At 40.9% G+C, this 25,354-nt stretch carries 24 protein-coding genes; 18 read left to right on the forward strand and 6 right to left on the reverse strand.

The annotated features are described in order from the left end of the window. From SKC38_RS08770 to SKC38_RS08785, 4 genes are all read left to right on the forward strand, one after another. Nucleotides 1-1,461 (forward strand): UDP-N-acetylmuramoyl-L-alanyl-D-glutamate--2,6-diaminopimelate ligase, encoded by a 1,461-nt coding sequence (locus SKC38_RS08770; RefSeq protein WP_377976762.1) that lies wholly within the window; start codon nt 1-3, stop codon nt 1,459-1,461. A gap of 66 nt (nt 1,462-1,527) precedes the next feature. Next, nucleotides 1,528-2,712 (forward strand): phospho-N-acetylmuramoyl-pentapeptide-transferase, encoded by a 1,185-nt coding sequence (mraY, locus tag SKC38_RS08775; protein WP_377976763.1) that lies wholly within the window; start codon nt 1,528-1,530, stop codon nt 2,710-2,712. A 13-nt stretch (nt 2,713-2,725) separates the two neighbouring features. Continuing rightward, complete coding sequence (locus tag SKC38_RS08780; RefSeq protein ID WP_377976764.1) at nt 2,726-3,970, forward strand: 3-phosphoshikimate 1-carboxyvinyltransferase; 1,245 nt, start codon at nt 2,726-2,728, stop codon at nt 3,968-3,970. A gap of 117 nt (nt 3,971-4,087) precedes the next feature. Continuing rightward, the gene (locus tag SKC38_RS08785) at nt 4,088-5,362 is read left to right on the forward strand and encodes a metal-dependent hydrolase family protein (RefSeq protein WP_377976765.1); all 1,275 of its coding nucleotides are present in this window, start codon (nt 4,088-4,090) and stop codon (nt 5,360-5,362) included. Nucleotides 5,363-5,410: 48 nt separating this feature from the next. Here the strand turns inward: SKC38_RS08785 and SKC38_RS08790 are convergent, their stop codons facing one another. Continuing rightward, the gene (locus SKC38_RS08790; RefSeq protein WP_377976766.1) at nt 5,411-5,986 is read right to left on the reverse strand and encodes a DUF6580 family putative transport protein; all 576 of its coding nucleotides are present in this window, start codon (nt 5,984-5,986) and stop codon (nt 5,411-5,413) included. Nucleotides 5,987-6,067: 81 nt separating this feature from the next. Here SKC38_RS08790 and SKC38_RS08795 point away from each other — a divergent pair, with 81 nt between their 5' ends. From SKC38_RS08795 to SKC38_RS08810, 4 genes are read left to right on the forward strand one after another with little or no spacing between them, the layout of a single operon-like run. Continuing rightward, nucleotides 6,068-7,201, forward strand: coding sequence for a 5-(carboxyamino)imidazole ribonucleotide synthase (locus SKC38_RS08795; protein WP_377976767.1), 1,134 nt, complete (start codon nt 6,068-6,070; stop codon nt 7,199-7,201). 10 nt (nt 7,202-7,211) lie between these two features. Next, nucleotides 7,212-7,700: a 5-(carboxyamino)imidazole ribonucleotide mutase gene (gene purE / locus SKC38_RS08800; RefSeq protein WP_377976768.1), complete on the forward strand. Its 489-nt coding sequence runs from the start codon at nt 7,212-7,214 to the stop codon at nt 7,698-7,700. Nucleotides 7,701-7,702: 2 nt separating this feature from the next. Further along, a complete protein-coding gene (locus SKC38_RS08805) occupies nt 7,703-8,317 on the forward strand; it encodes a LysM peptidoglycan-binding domain-containing protein (RefSeq protein WP_377976769.1) in 615 nt (204 codons plus the stop codon). Continuing rightward, nucleotides 8,317-9,255, forward strand: a complete 939-nt coding sequence (locus SKC38_RS08810; RefSeq protein ID WP_377976770.1) for a M15 family metallopeptidase — start codon at nt 8,317-8,319, stop codon at nt 9,253-9,255. Before SKC38_RS08805 ends, SKC38_RS08810 begins: the two co-directional genes overlap by 1 nt. Here SKC38_RS08810 and fmt read toward each other — a convergent pair. Then, nucleotides 9,245-10,162 (reverse strand): methionyl-tRNA formyltransferase, encoded by a 918-nt coding sequence (gene fmt, locus SKC38_RS08815; protein ID WP_377976771.1) that lies wholly within the window; start codon nt 10,160-10,162, stop codon nt 9,245-9,247. The two genes, SKC38_RS08810 and fmt, sit on opposite strands and share 11 nt — an antisense overlap. Nucleotides 10,163-10,368: 206 nt before the next feature. On the opposite strand from fmt, the gene greA reads away from it, so the two are divergent. After that, complete coding sequence (gene greA, locus SKC38_RS08820; RefSeq protein ID WP_377976772.1) at nt 10,369-10,842, forward strand: transcription elongation factor GreA; 474 nt, start codon at nt 10,369-10,371, stop codon at nt 10,840-10,842. A gap of 45 nt (nt 10,843-10,887) precedes the next feature. On the opposite strand, the gene SKC38_RS08825 is transcribed toward greA, so the two are convergent. Beyond that, nucleotides 10,888-11,565 (reverse strand): YggS family pyridoxal phosphate-dependent enzyme, encoded by a 678-nt coding sequence (locus SKC38_RS08825; RefSeq protein ID WP_377976773.1) that lies wholly within the window; start codon nt 11,563-11,565, stop codon nt 10,888-10,890. 91 nt (nt 11,566-11,656) lie between these two features. Here SKC38_RS08825 and SKC38_RS08830 point away from each other — a divergent pair, with 91 nt between their 5' ends. The 5 genes from SKC38_RS08830 (at nt 11,657) to SKC38_RS08850 (ending at nt 16,064) form a co-directional block, all read left to right on the forward strand. Beyond that, nucleotides 11,657-12,640, forward strand: coding sequence for a hypothetical protein (locus SKC38_RS08830; protein ID WP_377976774.1), 984 nt, complete (start codon nt 11,657-11,659; stop codon nt 12,638-12,640). Nucleotides 12,641-12,734: 94 nt separating this feature from the next. Beyond that, complete coding sequence (rpsF, locus tag SKC38_RS08835) at nt 12,735-13,097, forward strand: 30S ribosomal protein S6 (protein WP_377976775.1); 363 nt, start codon at nt 12,735-12,737, stop codon at nt 13,095-13,097. A gap of 1 nt (nt 13,098) precedes the next feature. Next, nucleotides 13,099-13,350, forward strand: coding sequence for a 30S ribosomal protein S18 (gene rpsR / locus SKC38_RS08840; RefSeq protein ID WP_377976776.1), 252 nt, complete (start codon nt 13,099-13,101; stop codon nt 13,348-13,350). A 38-nt stretch (nt 13,351-13,388) separates the two neighbouring features. Beyond that, nucleotides 13,389-13,832, forward strand: a complete 444-nt coding sequence (gene rplI / locus SKC38_RS08845) for a 50S ribosomal protein L9 (protein ID WP_377976777.1) — start codon at nt 13,389-13,391, stop codon at nt 13,830-13,832. Between the two features lie 84 nt (nt 13,833-13,916). Beyond that, nucleotides 13,917-16,064: a sialate O-acetylesterase gene (locus SKC38_RS08850; protein ID WP_377976778.1), complete on the forward strand. Its 2,148-nt coding sequence runs from the start codon at nt 13,917-13,919 to the stop codon at nt 16,062-16,064. Nucleotides 16,065-16,117: 53 nt separating this feature from the next. Here the strand turns inward: SKC38_RS08850 and SKC38_RS08855 are convergent, their stop codons facing one another. After that, nucleotides 16,118-17,347 (reverse strand): isocitrate dehydrogenase (NADP(+)), encoded by a 1,230-nt coding sequence (locus SKC38_RS08855; RefSeq protein ID WP_377976779.1) that lies wholly within the window; start codon nt 17,345-17,347, stop codon nt 16,118-16,120. A 130-nt stretch (nt 17,348-17,477) separates the two neighbouring features. Between SKC38_RS08855 and purU the strand changes: the two genes are divergently transcribed. Together purU and ffh are read left to right on the forward strand one after the other, a co-directional pair. Then, a complete protein-coding gene (purU, locus tag SKC38_RS08860) occupies nt 17,478-18,311 on the forward strand; it encodes a formyltetrahydrofolate deformylase (protein ID WP_377976780.1) in 834 nt (277 codons plus the stop codon). A gap of 46 nt (nt 18,312-18,357) precedes the next feature. Continuing rightward, nucleotides 18,358-19,692 (forward strand): signal recognition particle protein, encoded by a 1,335-nt coding sequence (gene ffh / locus SKC38_RS08865; RefSeq protein ID WP_377976781.1) that lies wholly within the window; start codon nt 18,358-18,360, stop codon nt 19,690-19,692. 20 nt (nt 19,693-19,712) lie between these two features. Here ffh and pheT read toward each other — a convergent pair whose 3' ends face one another. Continuing rightward, entirely contained in the window at nt 19,713-22,148 is a 2,436-nt protein-coding gene (pheT, locus tag SKC38_RS08870) for a phenylalanine--tRNA ligase subunit beta (protein ID WP_377976782.1), read from the reverse strand. Between the two features lie 9 nt (nt 22,149-22,157). Further along, on the reverse strand, nt 22,158-22,730 hold the full coding sequence (def, locus tag SKC38_RS08875; RefSeq protein ID WP_377976783.1) for a peptide deformylase: 573 nt from the start codon (nt 22,728-22,730) through the stop codon (nt 22,158-22,160). A 148-nt stretch (nt 22,731-22,878) separates the two neighbouring features. On the opposite strand from def, the gene SKC38_RS08880 reads away from it, so the two are divergent. Beyond that, nucleotides 22,879-23,496, forward strand: a complete 618-nt coding sequence (locus tag SKC38_RS08880; RefSeq protein ID WP_377976784.1) for an inorganic pyrophosphatase — start codon at nt 22,879-22,881, stop codon at nt 23,494-23,496. A gap of 76 nt (nt 23,497-23,572) precedes the next feature. Next, entirely contained in the window at nt 23,573-25,348 is a 1,776-nt protein-coding gene (sppA, locus tag SKC38_RS08885; protein ID WP_377976785.1) for a signal peptide peptidase SppA, read from the forward strand. Nucleotides 25,349-25,354: the final 6 nt, after the last annotated feature.

Raw genomic sequence — 25,354 nt, forward strand, 5'->3', positions numbered from 1 at the left:
ATGTCTCAAGATTCGAGCAGCCTTTTTAAGTCAATTGATATCGTCCAGCAAGTTGGGGAACATCAAGAAATTAGTCATTTGTGTTTTGATTCCCGACAAGCAAAAGCAGGCTCTTTGTTTTTTGCAATTCCAGGGACTCAAGTAGATGGTCATCAGTTTTTACCTCAAGTATTTGCTCAGGGTTGTACGGCTTGTGTCGTTGAAAGAATTCCCGATTCTGCTCCCGAGGGAGTATTATTTTTTCAGGTGAAGGATTCAAATGAGGCGATGGCGCAAGTTGCATCCAACTATTATGGAAATCCATCTACGCAATTGAATTTAGTTGGGATTACAGGTACAAATGGTAAGACAACCAGTGTTACCTTGTTGTTTGAATTGTTCAAAGCTTTGGGGCATCGTTGTGGATTGATTTCAACTGTTCAAAATAAGATTGAAGATCGAGTTATTCCGGCCACGCATACGACACCGGATGCCCTGAATCTGAATGCCTTGCTTGCTGACATGCTTGCCTCAGGATGTACCCATGTTTTCATGGAGGTGAGTTCACATGCAGTTGTTCAAAAACGGATTTTTGGGTTGAGTTTTCGGGGTGCTATTTTTTCTAATATCACGCGTGATCATTTGGATTTTCATGAAACTTTTGATTCCTATATCAAGGCAAAAAAAGGATTTTTTGATGCTCTGCCGAAGACTGCATTTGCTTTAACCAATTTGGATGATAAGCGAGGAGCGGTTATGTTGCAGAATACGAAGGCTCAGAAATATAGTTATGGAATCCTTGAATCAGCAGATTTTAAAGCGAAAATCAAGGCCAATGTTTTGTCGGGCCTCCAACTAGAATTGGATGGGAATGAGATTCATGCCCAATTAATAGGTCAGTTTAATGCGTATAATTTAATAGCAATTTACGCGACGGCTATTTTATTGGGTGAAGAAAAAGGGGAAGTCTTGATTGCACTTTCGGCATTGAAAACGGCACCTGGGCGTTTTGAGCAAATGCATGGGCCAGAAAATAAAATGGCTATTGTCGATTATGCTCATACGCCAGATGCGCTGGAAAATGTGTTGAAAACCATACAAGCCATTCGTCAAAAACACCAACGCATCATTACGGTCGTTGGTTGTGGAGGAAATCGCGATGCGGGGAAAAGACCCATTATGGCAACTCTTGCAGCACAATACAGTGACCAAGTTGTGTTAACGTCAGATAATCCTCGTTTTGAAGATCCTGAGTTAATCTTGGATCAGATGCAAGCTGGAATCTCGGCGGCAGATGAATCAAAGGTCATTCGGATTTCGGATCGAAAGCATGCGATTGTTGAAGCAATTCAACAATTAGCCAAATCAGGTGATATTGTCCTCGTAGCAGGGAAGGGGCATGAGACCTATCAAGATATTCAAGGGGTAAAGCACGATTTTGATGATAAGCAGGTGATTTCAGACACGTTTTCGAAAGTTTGATTTGGACATAAAATTTTGCAAATTTGTCAATTGATTTAAATTTTTACCCAACACTCCCACAAAGGCATGTTTTATTACCTATTCGAATACTTAGATAAAACCTTAAATATTCCGGGAGCTGGAGTTTTTCAATACATTACGTTTCGTGCAGTAGCCGCGGTTATTACCTCTTTGGGTATTGCGGCGATTTGGGGTAAAGCCGTTATTTATCGCTTGCAACGCCTTCAAATAGGTGAAGAAATTCGTGACCTAGGTTTAGAAGGTCAAATGGCAAAGAAAGGAACCCCGACGATGGGTGGGTTTATCATCCTTTTGTCTTTGTTGATTCCCACTTTATTGTTTGCCAAAATCACCAATGTCTACATTGTTCTTTTATTGACTTCCGCAGTTTGGTTAGGGGCAGTTGGTTTTGCGGATGATTACATCAAGGTATTTAAAAAGAATAAAGACGGACTTTCAGGTAAATTTAAAATCGTTGGTCAAATCGGTCTAGGGATCATCGTGGGTCTTACTATGTATTTTAATCAGCACATCAAGGTGCGTGAATTTGCAACAGATGGGACCTTTGTTGATCACAAATCACTCTTGACAACAGTGCCGTTTATGAAGGGTAATTCCTTCGATTATAATATGTTATTGCCGAGTTTCATTCCGGATGAATATGTTTGGATTGTCTACGTTTTGGTGGTTATTTTTATCATTACCGCTGTTTCAAATGGAGCAAACATTACGGATGGAATCGATGGTTTAGCTGCAGGTACTTCCGTGATTATTGGTATTGCATTGGCCATTTTAGCTTACGTTTCGGGTAATAAAGTGATTTCGCAATATTTAAATGTCATGTTTATTCCAAATTCTGGGGAGCTTGCCGTTTTTTGTGCGGCTTTCGTAGGGGCTTGTATCGGTTTTCTTTGGTACAATGCCTATCCTGCGCAAGTTTTTATGGGAGATACGGGTAGTTTGATGTTGGGTGGTGTTATAGCAACCCTGGCCATTGTTATCCGGAAAGAAATGTTGATTCCCGTGTTATGTGGGATATTTTTGATTGAAAATTTGTCGGTGATTATGCAAGTCGCCTACTTTAAATACACGAAAAGAAAGTATGGTGAAGGCCGACGAATCTTCCTAATGTCGCCTTTGCATCACCATTTTCAAAAGAAAAATTACCACGAGGCTAAGATTGTTACTCGATTTTTGATTGTTGGGATTATTCTTGCTGTTATTTCATTAGTAACCTTAAAATTACGTTAAGCGTATATTTATTTTGAGTCACATTCGCCTATTTCCTCGTTTAAATTCTTTTCAAGAAACCATCCCTTTGCCTTCTTCTAAGTCGGAAAGCAATCGTGCTTTGATCATTAATGCACTAGCAGGAGGAGATATGGCTAACTTATCAAATTTGGCTGAGGCGCGTGATACCCAAACGATGATTCGTTTATTGGCGGATGCTGGGAATCCTGTGGCAGACGTGCTAGATGCTGGTACAACCATGCGTTTCTTGACTGCGTTTTATTCCATTACCGGAGCCACTAAAAAGATGACAGGTACGGCACGTATGTGTGAGCGTCCCATTGGAATATTAGTTGACGCCTTGCGCACCCTAGGTGCTTCAATCACCTACGAAAATAAAGAAGGCTACCCTCCCTTGCAATTGAATGGTTTTCAATACGCTGGTAAGCGGGAATTAGCAATTCGTGGGGATGTCAGCTCGCAATTTATTTCGGCTATTTTAATGATTTCACCATTACTTCCTGAAGGAATTGCGCTTCAAATTACGGGATCATTAGGCTCAAAACCTTATGTTGAAATGACCTTAGCCCAAATGGCTCAGTTTGGCATAAAAGCTTCTGTTGATTGGTCAAAAGGATTGATTGATATTCCTGCCCAAAAATATATTGCGGCTCCGTTTGCAGTAGAATCGGATTGGTCTGGAGCAAGTTATTGGTATTCCATGGTGGCATTGTCCCCATTCGAAGATAGTTCTTTGGAGTTGTTAGGCTTAAAAGAAGATTCCTTGCAAGGGGATGCTGCGATACGTGATATCATGTTACCATTAGGTGTAAAAAGTACCTACACAGGCAAAGGTTATTTATTGACTAAATGCGAAGCTGTTTCGGAATTGTCTTGGGACTTTACAGATTGCCCAGATCTAGCCCAAACAATCAGTGTAGTTGCTGCGGCAAAAAATATTGTCTTGCACTTAACCGGTGTTGAATCACTTAAAGTGAAAGAAACAGACCGCGTATTGGCCTTACAAAACGAATTGAAGAAGTTGGGTTCAACCTTAGCAGAGATTAAACCGAATGAACTATATACGGTTTCAGGTTCTTTTGGTCATTCAGGTTCTACACCTGAAATTGAAACCTACGATGACCACCGTATGGCGATGGCTTTTGCTCCTGTGGGTCTACTGCGCGAAATTGTCATTCATGAGCCTGGCGTAGTTGCTAAATCGTATCCAAGCTTTTGGAATCATGTGGATTTGTTGTTGAGTTCATCAGCTAACTAATAAAATTCCGCTTTTTATCAGTTTTTGATGGTAAAAATTCTCTTTTTTTGCGTAGAATTGTAAACGCTGCCGGGGTCTTCAGACCCCGGCAGCGTTACCTCAAAACCATCTCAAACTATGAAGCAGATTTTACTCCTTTTAATCTTATCACCTTTGGCCTTATTTGGCCAGAAAACCCTATTATACTGCGGAAAACTGGTCGATGTGAAGGCCGGAAAAGTGCAAACTGCCTTGACCATCGTTGTGGAAGGCAAAAAGATTCAGAGTATCCAGCAGGGATACATCACCCCAGGTAAAGGCGACCGCGTTATTGATTTGAAAAGTAAAACGGTTATGCCAGGATTGATCGATATGCATGTGCACTTGGAAAGTGAAACAAATCCGAATGCCTATTTAGATCGTTTTACGAAAAATCCAGGTGACGTAGCTTACCAAGCTTTGGTACATGCGAAAAAGACACTGAATGTTGGCTTTACTACAGTGCGCGATTTAGGTGGTTCGCATGTGGTTATTAGTTTGCGAAATGCGATCAATAAAGGGATCGTCGACGGACCACGTATTTTCACGGCGGGCGTGTCTATTGGCTCAACGGGTGGTCACGCAGATGATGCTAACGGCCTCAATGAAACCTTTAAGAAAGACTTAGGTCCCGAAGACGGTGTTGTCAATGGCCTTTCTGATGCAGCAAAGGCAGTACGTCAGCGCTATAAGGAAGGATCCGACCTAATCAAAATTACGGCTACGGGTGGAGTGCTAAGTTATGCCAAAGATGGCATGGGCGCTCAGTTTACCGAAGAGGAAATCCGCACCATCGTTCAAACAGCTAAAGATTATGGCTTTAAAGTTGCCGCGCATGCACATGGAGCAGAGGGGATGAAACGTGCGATTTTGGCTGGTGTAAGCTCCATTGAACACGGAACGTACATGACAACTGAGGTGATGGACTTAATGAAAGCGCATGGTACTTACTATGTCCCTACGATCATTGCGGGACGTTCGGTTGCAGATTCTGCGAAAATCCCGAATTACTATCCTGAGATGGTGAAGAAAAAAGCTGAGTCGATTGGGCCAATTATTCAATCAACTTTTGGGAAAGCCTACAAAGCAGGCGTGAAGATTGCTTTTGGAACTGACGCTGGAGTCTTTGGCCATGGAAAGAATTTGAATGAGTTTATCTTGATGAACGAAGCAGGGATGCCTGCGATGGAAACGATTCAATCGGCAACGGTAGCTGCTGCGGATCTTTTAGGACAATCCGATTCGATCGGTTCCATTGAAGTAGGGAAGCTGGCTGATATTGTCGCTGTAGATGGGGATCCCACACAAAATATAGCTGATATCTTGAAAATGAAATTTGTCATGCGAGACGGCAAGGTCTACAAGCAAGACTAACAAAAAAAGCCCGAATGTGAGTTCGGGCTTTTTTTATGTAAACAAGTTCTAGCGCTGAATTGCTGGAACTTTATTTTTGACTAATTCAAATCCTCCAAATAAAACAGTAGAAAACAAGAATTGGCTAATAATTGCATTTTTTAAGAATGGTAAACCTGCTGCAAAACAAGTCATAAGGCCTGATAAATCTTTGGCATATACCACCGCATTACCCGCTTTAAAACCATAGCCAATCGCTTCGCTTGCCCAAACTGCAAAATTTGAAAGGATAAAAAAGCCTAATACACTGATGACATTGGCTCCAACAAATGATCCTAGATTCGAAATGCGAGACCCCATTAGAGCGATACCAGCAAAAAGACTTAAATGTACGAAGTCAAATCCCCACGAAAAACCATCAAAATATTGTGGATAGACTACATTGTTTAAAATCAAATTCGAAATCCAAATCGGAAGAATCGACCATAAAATAGCTTGTCTTTGGTTTAATGCGTAAGCTCCAGCAAATAATGCCATCGAACTTACCGGGGAAAAATTCGCCCAAGACGGATTCAGTAAAATTAAAAATCGGCTAGCTACTGCGAGAATTAAAAATCCCAACAGGACCATTGTGCGCTTTGTCATTTGATATTTCTTGATTTGGGAAGCTAAATAATTTCCAAAGGTAAAACAAAAGCCGTAATTTTATCCATTCTATTTCAATTTATGTATAAAGCATTGCCTTCGATTGGGCTTTTGGGTGGTGGTCAATTAGGACGCATGTTATTGCAAGCGGCCATCGATCTAGATATCAAGGTATCTTGTTTAGATCCAGATGCTGAAGCACCTTGCCATGAACTAGCTCACTTTTTTAAGGAGGGCTCATTTCAAGATTATGATGCGGTTTATCAGTTTGGTCGGCATTTCGATGTGATCAGTATTGAAATCGAGCATGTGAATATCGAAGCGCTTGAACAATTGGAAAAAGAGGGGAAACAAGTATTTCCTCAACCGCATATTTTGCGGATGATTCAAGATAAACGTCTTCAAAAACAATTTTTTCAAGATCACGGATTCCCCACAGCAGCATTTGTATTGACTGAAAATCAGGCAGATATTGCTAAGCATGCGGATTTCCTGCCAGCTTTTCATAAACTAGGCAAAGGTGGCTACGATGGGAAAGGAGTTCAGCGGATTGACTCTTTAGCAGATCAGACCAAAGGATTTAATGCACCAGGTTTATTGGAGAAAGCAGTTGGTTTTGAAAAAGAGCTTGCGGTTATTGTTGCTAGAAACGAACAGGGGCAAATTTCTGCCTTCCCTGCCGTTGAAATGGTCTTTCATCCAGAGCATAATTTAGTCGATTTCCTTTTTTCTCCAGCGGCCATTTCCAAAGAAATTGAAGCAAAAGCTGAAAAGATTGCGGTCGATTTAATTGATAAAATGGGACTTGTGGGCGTATTAGCTGTCGAAATGTTTTTAACACCTGCAGGTGAAATTTTGATTAATGAAGTCGCGCCTCGACCTCATAATTCGGGACATCAGACTATTCGAGGGAATGAAACATCCCAATACGAACAACATTTACGTGCGATTGCTGGCTTACCCTTAGGTAGTACAAAAGCCAAAGGTGTATCGGGTATGTTGAATTTGCTCGGAGAAGCAGGTTTTAGTGGTTTGGCAAAATATGAAGGTTTACATGAGGCACTAGCCATACCTGGGGTATATCCCTTTTTATATGGCAAAAAAATGACGAAGCCTTTTCGTAAAATGGGCCATGTAACGATATTGGGCAATACGAAAGAAGAAATTATAGAAAAGTCGGAACAAGTAAAAAGTCTAATCCGTGTGATTAGTTAAATAGAAAATTATGGTAGGAATCATCATGGGAAGCAGCTCTGATCTGCCTGTAATGCAAGATGCAATTCAAGTGTGTAAAGATTTTGGTATTCCGTACGAAGTGGATATTGTATCCGCACATCGTACTCCTGTCAAAATGTTAGAATATGCGCAAAGCGCCAAATCTCGCGGTATTCAAGTGATTATTGCGGGCGCTGGGGGAGCAGCACACTTACCTGGTATGGTTGCCTCTGCGACGATTTTGCCTGTCATCGGCGTTCCCGTGAAATCATCTAATTCAATCGATGGATGGGATTCTATTCTCTCTATTTTACAAATGCCGAATGGCGTTCCTGTTGCAACGGTAGCCTTAAATGCCTCAAAAAATGCAGGCCTTTTGGCTGTTCAAATGATTGCCATTAGCGACGCAAGCTTATCAGCAAAATTAGATCGATACAAAGTAGAATTGATTGAGAAAGTTGCTGAAATGAGTCAAAAAACGAATGATCTAATTAAGTAATTATGAAAAATCCTTTCTCATTTATGAAGGAAAGCGAATCATCTAATCTGCCTTTGGTAACCTTGTTCGTATTAATCGGAACAGTAGTAGCCTTGTTGTTTGTTGGATATGAACATTTTCTCGGACCCGAAACGAGCAGTCTTGCCAAGGCTGAAAAAGTTCAGGTCGACGATGATGAATTACCTATGGAAGATATTGTTTCTTCGACTGTTATTCGAGATACGACTTCGAGTGATACGGCTTCTGTTGATCAGGAGGCTGTTGATTTAGACCAACAAAAGAAAGAAGCTGAGGCGGAAAAGGTGCCTGAAGTTGCTGTGGAAGAGCCAGCTGGTAAATCGTTTACCTATCAAGCGGATGCGGGAGAATCAGCTGAAACCATCGCGAAACATTTTGGGCTAACTGTTGATCAACTAAAAGCCTTGAATCCTTCCGGTGTTAAAGGGGGGTCAAAAGTGAAAGTAAAAGTTCAAGCGATTCATATCGTTGGAAAAGGTGACGTGTTGCGCGTCGTGGCAGAGAAATACCATATTTCGAAGAAGGCCTTAATGGACGCCAATCATAAAAAAGAAGACGTCACAATGCGTGGAGAGGAACTCGTGATTCCACTGCAATAATGCGTTACCTTATCAGTATCGTTTTTTTTCTTGGTTGTTTCTCGATTAGTGCACAAGTAGATTCGTTGCGTTTGATTTGTAAGCCTACAACGGTAAACCATGTTGACCCACAAGACTTATTGTGGATGTATCGCCAACGAGACACTTTGAGACATCATGGGGCTGCAACAAATTTACAGGTATCTATCAACGGCCAACTGATTTCATTGTTAGATTCAACCAGCCTACGATATTTGGCAAGCTCGCAGGCAAATTTTCCTACTTTAGACTCAATATACGCCGATGTATTAAATACAGAAACAAGCGCTTTTGCTTTACAAAAAGACAGTTTGCTTGTACAGGTTTCTAAACTTGGTTGGTCCATGCACTATTTACAAGCCGTTCGGAATTTACAACGCCAACAACAGTTGAATCGTTCTGGCCGATCGCAAGTTCTACTTTCATTCCATAATTTTAATTTGGCTGCTGATGTCGGTTTGTATTTACGCAGACGATACTTGCGTAGATCTCCACGCTATCTTCGAATGGGGCAAATGGCTAAGTCGCTTGGCATGTTTTGGGGTGGAGATTTTGTGGGTTTTCCAGATCCTGGGCACATTCAACGGTTTAAAAATAGCGCGGCATTAATAAATCAGTACTCTGTGTTGGCTTTTGAATTTGAAAAGTACCGCGATCATTACGAAGCCATTTATCAAAAAAATGCATTGCAGGTAGAGAAAGTCCTCGATACAAAGGCTTTGCTGATTACGTTAAATCGCTTAAAAGTAGGGAAGGTTTGTGCTTGCCAAAAAGCGATCTTGCCTATCATGAATCTGCCTGCTGAGGATGCCGCTCGGGTCGAAGTGAATACAGATCAAAACTGGGTTTTCATCAAACCATATCAAAGCAATGGGTATTATTACTCCTTAGGTCGCTGGGCTTACGAGACTAAAAATTAAAGTTGTACCCCCGTAGAAATTCATCGATTTTCATCCGCTTCTTACCTTCCATTTGCCATTCCAAGATTTCGATGTAGCCGTCTTGGCAACCTACACGTAAAAAGGTTTTTTGGTCAGTATCCCAAATACCAATCCCCAGGTCTGGAATCGTTTCTGGATGGAATTTAATCTGAATAAGTTTGCAATTTTTCCCTTGAAAGGTCGTGTGTGAACCTGGGAATGGGTACATGCCCCGTACCAAATTATGAATTTCAGCTCCTGTTTTGGACCAATGTACTTCACCCGTTGCGCGTGTCAACTTAGGAGCGGGTTTCATGTCCGCCGTTTCATCTTGCGGTATTGGGTTTGTGGTCCCTGCTTGGATAGCTTGCGCTGTTTTGACAACCAATTTAGCTCCCCGTTTCATCAGTCGGTCGTAAACTTCACCCGTGGTGTCATTAGGCTCTATGGGTTCTGTTTCTTGGAATAGTAAATCACCGGTATCTATTTCATGTTGCAAGAAAAAGGTTGTAACTCCCGTTTCAGTTTCTCCATTGATAACCGCCCAATGAATTGGTGCTGCACCGCGGTAATTAGGGAGCAATGAACCATGCAAATTAAAGGTTCCCAAAGGAGGAAGGTTCCAAACAACTTCCGGAAGCATCCGAAACGCAACAATAACTTGAAGGTCAGGCTTGTATAATTTTAACTCCTCGACGAAAGAAGGATCTTTAAGTTTAAGTGGCTGAAGAACCGGAAGGCCCTGCGTCTCCGCATATTGTTTTACAGCCGATGACTGCAGTTGTTGGCCTCTGCCCGCAGGCTTATCGGGAGCCGTAACGACGGCAACGACATCGAAATTCGCTTGAATCAGGGCTTCAAGGCTTGCAACAGCAAAATCTGGGGTGCCAAAAAAAACAATACGCATAGATGTTGGGGGCTGGGTGAAAATGTTTTTTGGTTGTTGTAAAACATTTTTTGTTTACCTTTGTGGCTTACCAAAACTGATTTTGTGTTAGCAAAGCAACATTTATTTTAGTTCCGAATCCGAAACAAAACTACAAATAATTTAAGTAGAACGGTCGGAGGCCGTTCTATTTTGTTTTTTAACACAGGCATTAAATTTCATAGCTTATGGCAAAGTTTCAATATTATACCGCTGAGGCGCTCGACAAATTAAAGGCTGAATTACATCAATTGAAAATTCAGGGTCGTTCCGACATGGCTAAGCAAATTGCAGAAGCGCGTGACAAGGGTGACTTGAGTGAAAATGCTGAATATGATGCTGCCAAAGATGCGCAGGGACTTTTAGAACTTAAAATATCTAAGTTGGAAGAGGTCGTTTCAAACGCGCGTGTTTTGGATGAATCAACAATTGATTTGACGAAGGTTTCGATTTACTCGATTGTTGAAATTCGTAATACAAAAAACAATGCAACGGTAAAATATACAATTGTTTCTGAGGAAGAGGCGGATTTACGTGCTGGAAAAATCTCGGTTTCGTCTCCGTTTGGAAAGGGATTATTAGGAAAGAAAGTTGGCGAGTTGGCGCAAATTCAAGCACCTGCTGGGCATTTGGAATTTGAGATTATGTCTTTGTCTCGTTAGTTTTTAATAGATGATTCCTAAAGCCTCCAGATTGGGGGCTTTTTTTTATGCCCTAGGTCCAAAGATGGCTGAGCCCACGCGTACCATCGTGGAACCTTCTTGCACAGCGAGTAAATAGTCGCCCGACATCCCCATCGATAATTCTTGCCAATGTACTCGATTAGACGCAATGCCCATTTGTTGGGATTTAAATGTCTCGAAAATTGCCTTTAATTCCTTGAATTCTGATTGAATTTGGTTTGTATTCTCAGTGAATGTTGCCATGCCCATTAACCCCACGATTTCAATGTTGCTTAAGCTTGCTAGTTCGGGATGTTCAAGAATTTCAGTCGCCTCCTGCTTGTCAAGACCAAATTTGCTTTCTTCCTGCGCAATGTACATTTGCAATAAGCACGGAATGACCCGATTATTTTTTGCTGCCTGTTTGTTGATTTCTTTTAAAAGAGCAAAGGAGTCAACGGAATGGATCAGATGAATGAAAGGAGCGATGTATTTTACTTTATTGGTTTGTAGGTGGCCAATTTGGTGCCAACGAATATCTTGGGGCATTTGCGCTTGTTTATCCACCATTTCTTGTACCCGGTTTTCGCCAAAGTCTAGTATGCCGCAAGCGTGCACCGACAATAATTCATCAATAGAGCGCGTTTTAGTTACGACAATCAGTTTACTTGAATAAGGAGCTAATTCAGATTGAATTTTGGCTATTTCTTGCGCTATGGACATCAGTTCGGAAAAAAATTGTGATGTAAAATTAATTTATTATTTTTGATTCTGCGGTGCGCTACGAAAGTTGGCATCAAATATTAAAACGACAATGCAATCAGATTCAATGAGTTCCCGTGAAAAGCGATTGGTGCGCCTGGTCTATCTATTGACCTTTTTGGTGTTGCTATTGGCTGGGATGCTTTACATTGAAAAATTTCAGCCTGGTTTTTGGGCTTTGGAGCAGAAGCAAGAAAATTTTGTGGAGGATGCCAAGGAGCGTTTAGATTCCATATCCAAGCAGTTACAGGTTCGTATGGTACAAATCAAGCGCCTGGGTGGACGTGTGAATGAATTGGAAAAAGCGCGTTTGCAAATTGAAGGCGATCAAAAAGAATTAGCAGAGCATCCTGAAATCGGCCAGGCGGAATTACAAAAGAAATTGGCTTATTACCTTCGCTTGCTTGGAATTAAGGATCAAGAGATCAAAAAACTTCGTCGGGAAAATGTTTTCTTAATCGCCCGAAATGATTCGTTAAGTCGGGAGGCGAAGTTACTGCAAGATGGATTATCAAATGTTCAGAAGGCCTTGCGCGATTCGAGTGCAACTTTTGGGATAGAGAAAAAGGAATTGAGTGAGCGTTCGCGTGTATTGGAAGTGCGAAATCAAGAATTAGCCGAAAAAGTTTCTGTGGCTGCCGCTTTGCGTGCAGAAGGGGTGAACGTATATGCGATTTCTTCACGTGGTAAAGAAACGGGGATGCAAGGCCAAAAGGCGAAACGCATTGATAAAATTCGTGTAATTTTCCATTTGCAAAATAATCCGTTGGCTACACGCGAGATTAAGACGATTTATTTGCGCATCATAGAGCCTACGGGAAATACCTTGTCGGATTATTCCTTAGGGTCTGGCACTGTGATGTTTAAAGGAAAAGAGTTAGTATACACGGCTAAGCAGCGCATATTTTACGAGAACAATCACCAATCGGTGGAATTTATCTATGCTCGTTCAACTCCTTATCGGGAGGGTAAACATGAGATCGAGCTTTATTCGGAAGGGTTTTTAATCGGATTGGGTACTTTCGAGGTTCGATAATTTCAATTTATTTCTAGCTAAGTTTTTGATTATTAAGTATTATTCATACTTTTGCAATCCAAATTTTTTTTAAGTTTTTAAACAACAATTTTGTATGCAATTAAAAAACTACGAGACGGTGTTCATTTTAACTCCCGTTTTGTCTGAGCAACAGACAAAGGACGCCGTTGAAAAATTCAAAAAATTATTGGTAGATAATGGTGCTCAAATCGTTCATGACGATGCTTGGGGCTTACGCAAGTTGGCTTACCCAATCCAAAACAAGCACACAGGATTCTATCAAATCTTTGAATTTGCAGCGGATCCTCAGTTAATCGCGAAATTAGAGCTTGAGTACAAGCGTGATGAGCGTGTAATTCGTTTCTTGACTACTGCGCTTGATAAGCACGCGGTATTGTACAACGAGAAAAAGAGAAAAGGTTTAGTAGGTAGAAAACCAGAAAAAACAGAAGCATAAGATGACATTAGTTAACGAACCTGTAGATAAAAATAGTAATCGCAAGAAGTATTGCCGTTTTAAGAAAGCTGGCATTCAGTACATTGATTACAAAAACCCAGACTATTTATTGAAGTTGGTAAACGAGCAAGGTAAAATTTTACCTCGTCGTATTACAGGAACTTCTTTGAAATTCCAACGTCGTGTGGCGCAAGCAATTAAGCGTTCACGTCATTTAGCCTTGATGCCATATGTGGCGGATGGTTTGAAATAAACTGGGGTAACCTGATAAACATTTGATTGTAAAATAAGATGGAAATTATATTAAAAACGGATATTGCTGGGTTAGGATATAAGAACGATGTAGTAGCGGTAAAAGCTGGTTACGGTCGTAATTACTTAATTCCACAAGGATTTGCTGTTATGGCGACTCCATCCAATCGTAAAGTATTAGCTGAGAACATTAAGCAAGCAGCGCACAAAGTGGAGAAAATCCGTCAAGATGCGTTTGATTTGGCTGCATCGATCGGTGATTTGACATTGACTATTGCTGCGAAAGCAGGTGATAGCGGTAAAATCTTTGGACGTGTAACTAGTTTACAAATTTCTGAGATGTTGAAAGAAAAAGGATTCGATGTAGATCGTAAGAAAATTTCTTTTGACTCAGAAGTGAAAATGACTGGTGATTACACTGCAACGTTGGATTTACACAAGGATGTAAAGCATAAAATTCCTTTTTCTGTTGTAGGAGAGTAATTCAATTACATGCAATAAGTATTGAAGTCGTATTGGTAAACCAATACGACTTTTTTCGTAAATTTGTATTCATTTATTTGTGATATGCGGCTATTTTTCCTTGTTGTTGGTATCTTGATTTGTCATTGGGTTAGCGCTCAAACGCAAGTTGTATTTCCACATAATCGACAAGTGTTTCAGCGGAATGAGCTAAATCAGGCGACTGTTTCCATTTTGGGGAATACATCAAATAAGGCTGATAAGATTCAAGTGTCATTTGTTCCTGTTCAACAAGGGCAAGGGAAATTAATTGATTGGGTTCTGTTGGATGAAAAGCCTGTTGCAGGTGTATTTCAAGGGAAAGTAGTCGTTTCGGGTGGTTGGTATCGTTTGAAAGTTCGTTCATATCAAGGAGCTCGCTTAATTGATTCGACAGAATTAAGTAGGGTTGGAGTGGGTGAGAATTTCTTAATAGCTGGTCAATCAAATGCCGGAGGTACATATCGAAAACCTGTTGAAATAGGCGCACAAGATGATCGAGTTAATTGTGCGAATTTTTATTCGCATTTTACAGAATACAATCCTAGTATCACCCATCGGTTTATTGGTACATATTCTTTAGCATTTCCATTTGATACATTTAATCAAATGGGATCTTTTGCTACGATTGGGCCGAATGGACTTTCTCTGCATTATTGGCCGGCAGTTGGCGACTCTTTAGTGAAAAAATACAATGTGCCTGTGTGTTTTATTAATACAGGTTGGGGTGGCTCATCCATTCGTAATTGGGCTGAGTCAGCTAGAGGCGTAGCTTCGCGAAATCCATGGGTGCCTGAATTGTTTTATCAATTGGGTTTTCCATATAAAAATCTAAGTCGGTCCTTGGAAATTTATGGACAAAAAATGGGATTTCGGGCTATTTTGTGGCATCAAGGAGAAACGGATGCCGAATTTAAAATGTCCCAGAATACCTATAAAAGTTATTTGACAGAGATAATAAATGCTTCTCGTAAAGATGCGAATTTTGATATTCCCTGGATTGTTGCACAAGCTTCACGCGGTGGAGGATGTGCAGACTCTACGGTGATTTTAAGTCCTCAAATACGAGCAGCACAGAAATTTGTCGCTTCTGATTCATCAGGGTTAAAACAAGTTTTTGAAGGTCCTAATACCGATGTTATTGAAGTCCCTAGGAGTCCAGCTCCTTATTATACTTGTGTGCACTTTTCTCCAGCTGCATTTGCTGATTTAGCTGTTGCATGGACTTCAAGTATTGATGCCGCAGTCAAAAAGGGAATTAATTATATGAAACCAGACCCAATGCCTAATATTGCGGCATTTTGTGGGCCACAAAATTCAATCGTCCTAAAAAAACTCAATTCAAAGTACACGAAGGGCAATTGGTTTAATTCGCAAGGCCAATTGATTGGAAGTATATTTGATAATATAAATTTAAACACTGGAATTTATTCAGCTACATTGAGTGATAGTTTGGGGCGCGAATTTACGATTCCTGCTTTGCAAATTTCAAATTTAAATCCGCCTTCTGCTCCTAGTATAAAAGCATTAACGGATACCCTTTTCTGTGCTAACACTTCTGTGAATTTGCAGGCAATCGAAGGGAAAGTATCCTACATTTGGAATACGGGTAGTTTGGAGCCAACAATTACGGTGAATAATACAGGAGTTTTTCGAGTGAAAACGATTGATGATTTAGGATGTGTTTCTGAATTTTCAAAAGCTGTCTCCACGCAAAGTTATCCCCAGCCTCAGGCACCTACAATTAGTGCTATGTCACCTTATTATTTGTCAACGGGTCAGCGTATTACAGGATTAGATTATGTTTGGTATCTGAATGGAATTAAAATTCCAGCTATGAATAATAATTTTAACCTTCACGTAAAGGCTTCAGGTACTTATCAAGCACGTGCTTCAACGGCCTATCCTAAAGGTCCTACATGTTTGTCTAATTTATCAAATGAAATAATTTACCAACTTCCTGGAGGAAATGGACTAGTTACTTATCCAAATCCTGTATCAAAAGAGTTAATTATTCAATCGCAATTTGATTTGGTTGGTGCAAAGTACATTGTATACGGATTAGATGGGCGCGAAGTTTTACAAGGAATGATAGACGATTCTGTTGAGTTTAAAGTTAGCGTGGGATCACTTAACTCCGGGACGTATAAATTAGTAATTATATCGCTAGATTTGGGGGTGCTTCAAAAAACGATTGTTATTGATAATCATTAATAAAAAAAGCCATCCGTCAATTGACAGATGGCTTTTCTCTTATAGTTAAAAGCTTACACTAACGCAGCTTTTAAGTTTGTATCCAAAGCTTCTAAGAACTCTTCCGTATACAAGTAGTGCTCACCATGATTTACTTTGTTTCCGTGAATACATACAGCTAAGTCTTTTGTCATTTTACCTGACTCAACAGTCTCAACACATACTTTTTCCAATGTTTGGCAGAAGTTAATTAAAGCCGCATTGTTGTCTAATTTACCACGGAATTCCAATCCACGTGTCCAAGCAAAAATTGATGCAATTGGATTTGTAGATGTAGGCTTTCCTGCTTGGTGGTCACGGTAGTGACGTGTAACCGTTCCGTGCGCTGCCTCAGCTTCCATAACCTTTCCGTCTGGAGTAATCAACACAGAAGTCATTAAACCTAATGAGCCGAAACCTTGTGCAACCGTATCCGACTGAACGTCTCCGTCATAGTTTTTACAAGCCCAAACAAAGTTACCATTCCATTTCAAAGCAGATGCAACCATGTCATCGATTAAACGGTGCTCGTAAACGATTCCCGCAGCGTCAAATTTCGCCTTGTAATCTGATTGGTAGATTTCCTCAAAAATATCCTTGAAACGACCATCATATTTCTTCAAGATCGTATTTTTCGTCGATAAATATAATGGCCATCCTTTGCTCAATGCCATGTTAAAGCATGAGTGCGCAAAGCCTTTGATTGATTCGTCTGTGTTGTACATTGTTAACGCAACACCATCCCCTTTAAAGTTGTATACTTCAAATGTTTGTGCTTCGCCACCTTCTTCCGGTGTGAATGTTACCGTTAATTTACCTTTTCCTTTTGTTACGAAATCGGTTGCTCTGTACTGATCGCCAAATGCGTGACGACCAATCATAATCGGCGCAGTCCAGTTTGGTACTAAACGTGGCACATTTGAACAAACGATAGGCTCGCGGAAAACAGTACCATCCAAAATGTTACGAATCGTACCATTTGGAGACTTCCACATTTGCTTTAAATCGAATTCTTTCACACGTGCTTCATCCGGAGTGATTGTCGCACATTTGATTCCAACACCGTATTTTTTGATAGCCTCAGCTGCCTCAATCGTTACTTGGTCATTCGTTTCATCACGATACTCTACACCTAAATCGTAGTATTTAATATCTACATCGACGTAAGGCAAGATCAATTTGTCTTTGATAAATTTCCAAATGATGCGAGTCATTTCGTCTCCATCAAGCTCAACGACCGGGTTGGCCACTTTAATTTTTTCCATTTTGATACAGATTGTTTATAAGCTTTCAAATAATCGGGCTTAGGCACGATTAATCTTGCAAAGGTAAATAAGGAATTCTTTTTTATTCACGATTTTGAGGTAAATTTGAAGGATTGAGTCAATATTTTTTATGGAAACGGTTATTAAGATTGCCTGTCAGGATGAAAAAGGTCTCGTGCACAAAATCACAGGCATTTTATTCGAAAAATTATTGAATGTCACACGCACAAATGAATTTGTTGATGAGGCATTTAATCAGTTTTTTATGCGCATTTCCTATGTAGGGAATTGTGAAATTCATGCGCTTCAAGCTGAACTTTTAGCCGTATTACCGCAAAATGCTCAGGTTGAAATCATTCCGCCCGCATTAAAACGTGTTGTCTTATTAGTAACCAAAGAGCATCACTGCCTGGGAGACTTATTAATCCGTTCACAATTCCAAGATCTCCCATTTCGAATCGAAGCGGTCATAGGTAATCATGCGATATTAGCCGGTCTATGTGCACAATTTCAAATGCCTTTTCATCTCATCAGTGCCGATGGACTGGAGCGCGAAGTACATGAAAAGCTTGTTGAAGCCCAAATTGATGCTTACTCTCCAGACTATATTGTTTTGGCGAAGTATATGCGCATTTTGACTCCCAGCTTTTCTGCGAAATACTTGGGTCGGATGATTAATATTCATCACTCGTTTTTGCCCGCGTTTGTGGGGGCGAAGCCTTACCAACAAGCCTTTGACCGTGGCGTTAAGATTATCGGTGCCACCGCCCATTTCGTGACAGATGACCTGGATGAAGGTCCGATTATTTGCCAAGATGTCGTAGCGGTCAATCATAGCTATTCTGCCAAAGAGATGGCTAAAGCGGGTAAAGATGTGGAGAAGATTGTCTTAGCGAATGCCTTAAAGATGGTTTTCGAAGATCGCGTTTTCATGCATCAGAATAAGACCATCATTTTTGATTAAGAATTTGCTCCAAAATGCGTAAATTGCATTCCCTTTTTATCATACTATGTTTGAAAATTTAAGTTCCAAGTTAAGTACCGCGATGCGGACCCTCAAAGGAAACGGACGCATCACCGATGTGAACGTTGCCGCGACCGTCAAAGAAATTCGTCGGGCGTTAATGGATGCTGATGTAAACTATAAAGTTGCCAAAGAAATCACGGATCGTATCAAGGATCAGGCCATGGGCCAGAAAATCTTGATTGCTGTTGAACCAGGCCAATTATTAGTTAAGATCGTTCAAGAGGAGTTGACCCAATTAATGGGTGGAACCAAACAAGATATTAACCTAAAAGGTGATCCTGCGGTTGTTTTAATCGCTGGTTTACAAGGTTCAGGTAAGACGACTTTCTCGGGTAAATTAGCCCAACATATTAAAAAAGGAGGCAGAAATGTCTTGTTGGTAGCCTGTGATATTTATCGTCCCGCTGCGATTGACCAATTGAAAGTATTGGGAGAGCAAGTAGACGTAGAAGTTTACGCAGAACCTGAAAATAAAGACGCTGTTTCCATCGCACAAAATGCCTTGTCTTATGCCCGCAAAATGGGTAAGAAAGTTGTGATTGTTGATACTGCGGGTCGTTTGGCTGTCGATGAAGCCATGATGAATGAGATTGCAGCGGTTAAGGAAGCAATTCGACCAACCGAAATTTTGTTCGTAGTGGATTCCATGACCGGACAAGATGCGGTGAATACAGCCAAAACCTTCAATGATCGCTTGAATTTTGATGGGGTTGTCCTAACGAAATTAGATGGTGATTCACGTGGGGGTGCCGCACTTTCTATTCGTCAGGTTGTTGATAAGCCGATCAAGTTTATCTCAACAGGTGAGAAAATGGAAGCATTGGATTTGTTCTATCCGGACCGGATGGCAAATCGCATTTTGGGCATGGGTGACGTGCTTTCTTTGGTTGAACGTGCTCAACAAGCTTTTGATGAAGAAGAAGCAGCCCGCTTAAACAAGAAGATTCGTCAAAACAACTTCTCATTCGAAGATTTCTATGCGCAATTGCAACAAATCAAGAAGATGGGTAATATCAAAGATTTGATGGGCATGGTTCCGGGTATGGGCCAAGCTGTGAAGGATGTGGATATTTCAAATGACTCGTTCAAGCCAATTGAAGCTATTATCCAATCAATGACCTTGAAAGAGCGTCAAAACCCCGATATTTTGAACCCGACGCGTAAAAACCGCATTGCAGCTGGATCGGGGACATCGATCCAACAAGTCAATGGCTTGTTGAAGCAATTTGAAGACATGCGTAAAATGATGCGCATGATGAACAAAGTGCAAGATGGTAAAATGAAAATGCCGAACATGGGAAACATGTTCAAACGATAAAATTTGGCAAAGCCTTGATTCTATTTACGAATCAAGGCTCCCAATTCCTTCTCAAAGCGCGTGATCAATCGATCCATCGTCGCATCAATCACTTTATCAGTTAGTGTTTGAGTTTCATCTTGTAGGATGAATGAAACGGAATAGGATTTCTTTCCTTCTCCTAAATTCTTACCCACATACACATCAAAAACAGCTACGCTCTTCAGTAAATTCTTTTCCGTTTGTTCCGCCACACGTTGAATGGCTTGCAAGCTGACCGTTTGGTCTAATACGAGCGATAAGTCGCGACGCACCTCTGGGAACTTTGAAATTTCTTGATATACGAAGTTTCCTTTCTCTTGCTTCATCCAGAAATCCCAATCGAAATCTGCCATGAAAACTTCCTGTTTCACGTCGAATTTTTGAGCCAATTTCGGATGCACTAATCCTAGCGAAACGACTGGTTTTTTGTTGACCGTAATCGTTAAACCATAGGCAAACACCTGCGATTGTTCAATCACCGTCGTGTCAAATTGCGCTACGCCCAATTGCTTCATCGTCGCAATTACTTGCGCATATAATTGGTGCAATTGACTTTTTTGTGGCGCATGCGACCAGGTTTCCCCTTCCGCAAGTCCCGTTGTATAAAGCGCCAAATGGCGTTTTTCGATAAACTTCTCACCTTTTTTATGGTAAGTCTTTCCGAATTCGAAAAGTTTCAAGTCTTTTTGTCGGCGGTTAATATTGTGCGCCAAAACCTCCAAACCATGGAATACCAAATGCTGACGCATGACGCCTAAATCTTCCGATAATCGGTTTAAGATTTCAACTGTGTCAAACGTAAGATCCTTGGCGATTAAGCCATGGTATTCTCCTTTTGTCAAAGAATTGCTGATGATTTCTTGGAAACCTTTGGCAGCTAAACTTTGTCCAATCGTCAATTGAACTTTTTCCTTATCGAGGGCCGGGAATTCTGAGATGAATTTGGCACTTAAATTTTCCGATAAAGGAATGTTGTCCAATCCATGGATACGAAGAATTTCTTCAATGATATCTGCCTCTCGTGTAACATCCACACGGTATGCGGGAGCTATTGCGATAAACCCTTCTGCCGATTTATTTTTTAACTCGAAATCCAAAGCAACAAGAATTTCTTGGATGCGGTCCGCGCCGATTTCTATCCCGATGAGCTGCTTGATTCGCGCATAGGTCATTTGAATTTCTGCCAAAACTGGTTTTTCTGGATAATAATCCACCAAGTCGGAGCTGATTTGTCCGCCTGCGATTTCTTGGATTAATAAGGCTGCATATTGAATCGCAAAAGCTTTTGCTTCAATGTCTGTTCCACGTTCGAAACGGAATGATGCATCTGTTTTTAAGCTATGAATTTGTGCTGCTTTACGGATGCGTTCGGGTTTGAAATAAGCTACTTCTAGATAAATACGAGACGTTGAATCTTGAATCGATGAATCCGCGCCTCCCATGACACCGGCTAAGCCAATCGGCCCTTCAGCATCACAGATCATGATTTCTTCTCCTGATAAAGTTCGCTCAGTGCCATCAAGCGTGGTAAATTTTGTGCCTGCTTTTGCTTGGTCAACGATTAATTTGCCGCCACGTAATTGATTCCAGTCATACGCGTGCATCGGTTGGCCTAAACCATGGCAAATGTAATTCGTCACATCGACAATGTTATTGATGGGACGTAAGCCAATAGCCGATAAACGCTCTTGTAACCATGCAGGTGATGGACCTACTTGAACGCCATCAATCGTTAGTCCGCAAAAACGTGTACAACCTGTGTCTTGAATTTTTACCTCGATAGGGAATGAATTGTTTGCAACCTTAAATGCAGATACATCGGGTAGTTTTACCTCGATTCCACTAACAGCTTTAATGTCACGCGCTACACCCCAGTGCGATGCTGCATCTGCACGGTTTGGTGTCAGGCCGATTTCCAATACAAGGTCTGAGTCGATTTGGAAATATTGCGCTGCAGGAGTTCCGTTAGTTAATGTTGTGTCTAAAATCAAGATGCCATCATGCGATGTGCCGATGCCAATTTCGTCTTCGGCGCAAATCATTCCCTCGGATGGTTGCCCGTATACTTTACGTTTTTCAATCGTAAAAAGTGCTTTTCCCGTATTGTCGTATAAAGTCGTGCCCGGCGTTGCGACAATCACTTTTTGGCCTGCAGCAACATTCGCTGCGCCACAAACGATCGTCAATATTTCGTCAAGTCCAGCGTCAACAGTCGTCAGACTGAGTGTTTTTTCTTTTACTTCAAATTTTTCACAGGTCAATACTTCACCTACAACGAATCCACGTAACCCCCCAGGGATTTTTTCGTGTGCTTCGATGCCTTCTACTTCTAAACCTGTATTTGTTAATAATACATCGAGTTCCTCTGCTTGGCCTTGTTGGGGCAAACGAGCCAAATCAATAAAATCACGTAACCAATTAATCGAAATCTTCATGTTGCTGAATTAGCGGGATAACTTCATTTTATAATCCACAGAAACCTTCCCGCGGGTAATATCACTTAACTTGTTTTTGATCATCCGTTTTTTGACAACATTCAGGTGATCCGTGAATAAAATCCCTTCAATGTGATCGTATTCATGCTGAATGATACGTGCGGCAAAGCCTTCAAAAACGTCTGTTCTCTCTTCACCTTTCTCCGTCCAGTAATGGATTTTGACATATTCGGGTCTAAAAACTTCACCACGAATGCCTGGAATGGATAGGCATCCTTCTTCGAATCCCCATTCTTCGCCTGTTTCATCTAAGATGGTTGCGTTCACAAAAACCTTTTTGAAATCGATTAAGGATGGGTCAATGTCCTCTTCTTCTTCTCCTTCATTCATGGGTCTACCATCAACAACAAAAAGGCGGATGTCCATGCCGATTTGAGGTGCTGCAAGGCCTACGCCACTAGCAGCATACATGGTTTCAAACATGTCTTCAGAAAGCTTGACTAAATCAAGGGAACTGAAATCAACAGGTTTTGCCACTTTGCGTAGGACCGGGTCGCCGTAAGGGATGATGGGATATATCATTGTCTATAAAAAATCAAACCGCAAATTTAACGAAAAAACGGGAAAATGTGGAATTTTTAAAAGCGAATGGAGTCCTTTGGTTTCCTTATTTTTTTGTAATTTGCGAAGATTATGAAACCTAAGTTGTTTTTTGATATAAGATAAAAATATGAATCGTAACTTTTTTAAAGCACATCCTTGGCATGGTATCCAAATTGGAGACCAAATGCCTGAACAAGTAACTGCATTTATTGAAATCGTACCTACGGATACGGTTAAATATGAAATTGATAAACAAACGGGATATTTGAAGATTGATCGTCCTCAAAAATTCTCTAACATTGTTCCCGCTCTATATGGCTTTTTGCCACAAACCTATTGTGCGGATGGTATTGCGGAATTAGCGCGTAAATATTCAGGTAAGGATATTATGCAAGGTGATGGGGATCCATTGGATATTTTAGTGCTTTCTGAGCGTGCAATCACGCATGGTGATATTTTATGTCAAGCAATTCCTATTGGAGGAATTCGTATGATTGATAAGGGTGAGGCGGATGATAAAATCATTGCGGTATTGAAGGATGATCCTATTTATGGCAAGTGGCGTGATATTTCTGACGCACCGAAGGATATCGTTCAACGTTTACGTCACTATTTTTGGACGTACAAGATGTTGCCTGGCGAAACTACTTCGCTTGCTGTAGATATTGATGACGTATATGGTCGCGAGATTGCGCATGAGGTAATTCGTCAATCACGCGAAGATTACCGTAAAAACTTTGGATAGACATTTGACCGTTGGTCATATTTAGAGCCAAATTGAATGAAAGCTTTCGATATTCGTATCGACTAAACTAATAGCTATGTGGCAATTTGTTAAATATTCGTTGGCTACCCTGGTAGGCATTTGCTTGTTTTTTGTTTTTGCTTTACTCCTGATTGTTGGCGTAGGAGCTGCAATGGAAGGCGGAGAGAAAGAGTTTGAAGTAAAAGAACAGTCGATCTTACGGTTAGATTTGAATCGACCATTCGTAGAAAATGCCTCTACGGAAGATAATCCATTAGATGATATACCCAATCCTTTCTTTGCCAATACGGATAAATTAGGATTAATTCAGGTACTATCTGCCTTGGAGCGCGCTCGAGTTGATTCCAATATCAAGGGAATTTACTTGGATGTAAGCTTTCCGATTGCGGGTTATGCCAAATTGACCGAGGTCCGCAATGCGTTAGCGAAATTCAAAAAGTCGGGGAAATTTGTCTATGCTTACGCGAATTCATATTCGGAAAAAGGATACTTCGTGGCTTCCGTTGCTGATGTCGTATATCTTAATCCGGCTGGTTTATTGGACTTCAATGGGGTGAGTGTTCAATACATGTTTTTCAAAAAAGCTTTTGATAAATTAGAGATTGAGCCTTTGGTTTTCCGAGTAGGACAGTTTAAATCTGCTGTGGAGCCGTTTATTCGGGAGGATATGAGCCCTGAAAACAAGATGCAGACCTTGTCTTTTATTCAGTCCATTAATAAAGATGTTTTCCAAAAAATATCGGAGAGTCGGGGAATTTCAGCTGCGAAGCTAAATACGATTGCAGATAGTTTACAAGCATTTGATCCAAGAAATGCGGAACGTTTGGGCATGGTCAAATTGGGTTATTTGGATGAATTTGAGGCGAAATTGAAGTCTTTGACGGGTAAAAAAGCTTCTGAGGAGTTGAAATATGTCAAGCTTGGTGATTATCTACATGCTAAAAATCCCATTCCAACGGTTGAGGGAAACAACAAGATTGCAGTCCTAGTTGCTGAAGGTGAAATTGTTGGGACGCAAGGTGGCGATGGTAGTATTGGATCTGATGATTTTGTTAAAGAGTTGAAGAAACTGCGTGAAAATAAATCCGTGAAGGCAATTGTATTGCGAATCGATTCGCCGGGTGGATCTTCATTAGCTTCTGATATCATGTGGCGCGAGATTGAGCTAACTAAGAAAGTGAAGCCGGTCATTGCATCCATGTCGGATTATGCTGCTTCAGGTGGATATTACATGGCGATGGGGACGGATGTGATTGTGGCGCAGCCTACAACGATTACGGGTTCTATTGGTATTTTTGCGCAATGGTTGAACTTGGATAATTTCTTTAAAAACAAATTAGGTATTACGCAAGATCATGTAAATACACATGCCCATTCGAATTTTATGACGTCCGCAAGTTCGCTGACTGATTTCGAGAAATCGGTTGTGCAAAACATGGTCAATCAAGGTTATTTGTCATTTACTTCCAAAGCTGCGCAAGGTCGTAAGATGTCTTTAGTCAAATTGCAATCTTTAGCCGGAGGACGTGTGTGGACGGGTGTTCAAGCCAAGCAAATTGGATTAGTAGATGAGTTAGGAGGTTTGGATCGGGCGATTGAAATTGCGGCCGACCGAGCAAAATTGCCTCCAGCGAGTTATAAAGTTGCGGTTTATCCCAAAGAGAAATCGTTTTTTGATGAATTGCTTTCAAGTGCTTTTTCAGAGTCTTCGATGGAGTCTCGTTTTGTGCAGTCCAATATGCCTTGGACAAAGTCAATTTGGGAATTAGATCGCATGAAAAAGCGTGAAGGGTTTTTGGCATTGATGCCGTTTATGATGGAATTGGAATAGTTAATT

This window comes from Aquirufa echingensis (assembly GCF_042714525.1).
Taxonomy (GTDB): domain Bacteria; phylum Bacteroidota; class Bacteroidia; order Cytophagales; family Spirosomataceae; genus Aquirufa; species Aquirufa echingensis.

Excerpts from the sequence above, each read along its gene's own strand:
- SKC38_RS08770 (WP_377976762.1), top strand. The coding sequence starts at position 1 with ATGTCTCAAGATTCGAGCAGCCTTTTTAAGTCAATTGATATCGTCCAG.
- mraY (WP_377976763.1), top strand. The coding sequence starts at position 1,528 with ATGTTTTATTACCTATTCGAATACTTAGATAAAACCTTAAATATTCCG.
- SKC38_RS08785 (WP_377976765.1), top strand. The coding sequence starts at position 4,088 with ATGAAGCAGATTTTACTCCTTTTAATCTTATCACCTTTGGCCTTATTT.
- SKC38_RS08790 (WP_377976766.1), bottom strand. The coding sequence starts at position 5,986 with ATGACAAAGCGCACAATGGTCCTGTTGGGATTTTTAATTCTCGCAGTA.
- SKC38_RS08795 (WP_377976767.1), top strand. The coding sequence starts at position 6,068 with ATGTATAAAGCATTGCCTTCGATTGGGCTTTTGGGTGGTGGTCAATTA.
- purE (WP_377976768.1), top strand. The coding sequence starts at position 7,212 with ATGGTAGGAATCATCATGGGAAGCAGCTCTGATCTGCCTGTAATGCAA.
- SKC38_RS08805 (WP_377976769.1), top strand. The coding sequence starts at position 7,703 with ATGAAAAATCCTTTCTCATTTATGAAGGAAAGCGAATCATCTAATCTG.
- SKC38_RS08810 (WP_377976770.1), top strand. The coding sequence starts at position 8,317 with ATGCGTTACCTTATCAGTATCGTTTTTTTTCTTGGTTGTTTCTCGATT.
- fmt (WP_377976771.1), bottom strand. The coding sequence starts at position 10,162 with ATGCGTATTGTTTTTTTTGGCACCCCAGATTTTGCTGTTGCAAGCCTT.
- greA (WP_377976772.1), top strand. The coding sequence starts at position 10,369 with ATGGCAAAGTTTCAATATTATACCGCTGAGGCGCTCGACAAATTAAAG.
- SKC38_RS08825 (WP_377976773.1), bottom strand. The coding sequence starts at position 11,565 with ATGTCCATAGCGCAAGAAATAGCCAAAATTCAATCTGAATTAGCTCCT.
- SKC38_RS08830 (WP_377976774.1), top strand. The coding sequence starts at position 11,657 with ATGCAATCAGATTCAATGAGTTCCCGTGAAAAGCGATTGGTGCGCCTG.
- rpsF (WP_377976775.1), top strand. The coding sequence starts at position 12,735 with ATGCAATTAAAAAACTACGAGACGGTGTTCATTTTAACTCCCGTTTTG.
- rpsR (WP_377976776.1), top strand. The coding sequence starts at position 13,099 with ATGACATTAGTTAACGAACCTGTAGATAAAAATAGTAATCGCAAGAAG.
- rplI (WP_377976777.1), top strand. The coding sequence starts at position 13,389 with ATGGAAATTATATTAAAAACGGATATTGCTGGGTTAGGATATAAGAAC.
- SKC38_RS08850 (WP_377976778.1), top strand. The coding sequence starts at position 13,917 with ATGCGGCTATTTTTCCTTGTTGTTGGTATCTTGATTTGTCATTGGGTT.
- SKC38_RS08855 (WP_377976779.1), bottom strand. The coding sequence starts at position 17,347 with ATGGAAAAAATTAAAGTGGCCAACCCGGTCGTTGAGCTTGATGGAGAC.
- purU (WP_377976780.1), top strand. The coding sequence starts at position 17,478 with ATGGAAACGGTTATTAAGATTGCCTGTCAGGATGAAAAAGGTCTCGTG.
- ffh (WP_377976781.1), top strand. The coding sequence starts at position 18,358 with ATGTTTGAAAATTTAAGTTCCAAGTTAAGTACCGCGATGCGGACCCTC.
- pheT (WP_377976782.1), bottom strand. The coding sequence starts at position 22,148 with ATGAAGATTTCGATTAATTGGTTACGTGATTTTATTGATTTGGCTCGT.
- def (WP_377976783.1), bottom strand. The coding sequence starts at position 22,730 with ATGATATATCCCATCATCCCTTACGGCGACCCGGTCCTACGCAAAGTG.
- SKC38_RS08880 (WP_377976784.1), top strand. The coding sequence starts at position 22,879 with ATGAATCGTAACTTTTTTAAAGCACATCCTTGGCATGGTATCCAAATT.
- sppA (WP_377976785.1), top strand. The coding sequence starts at position 23,573 with ATGTGGCAATTTGTTAAATATTCGTTGGCTACCCTGGTAGGCATTTGC.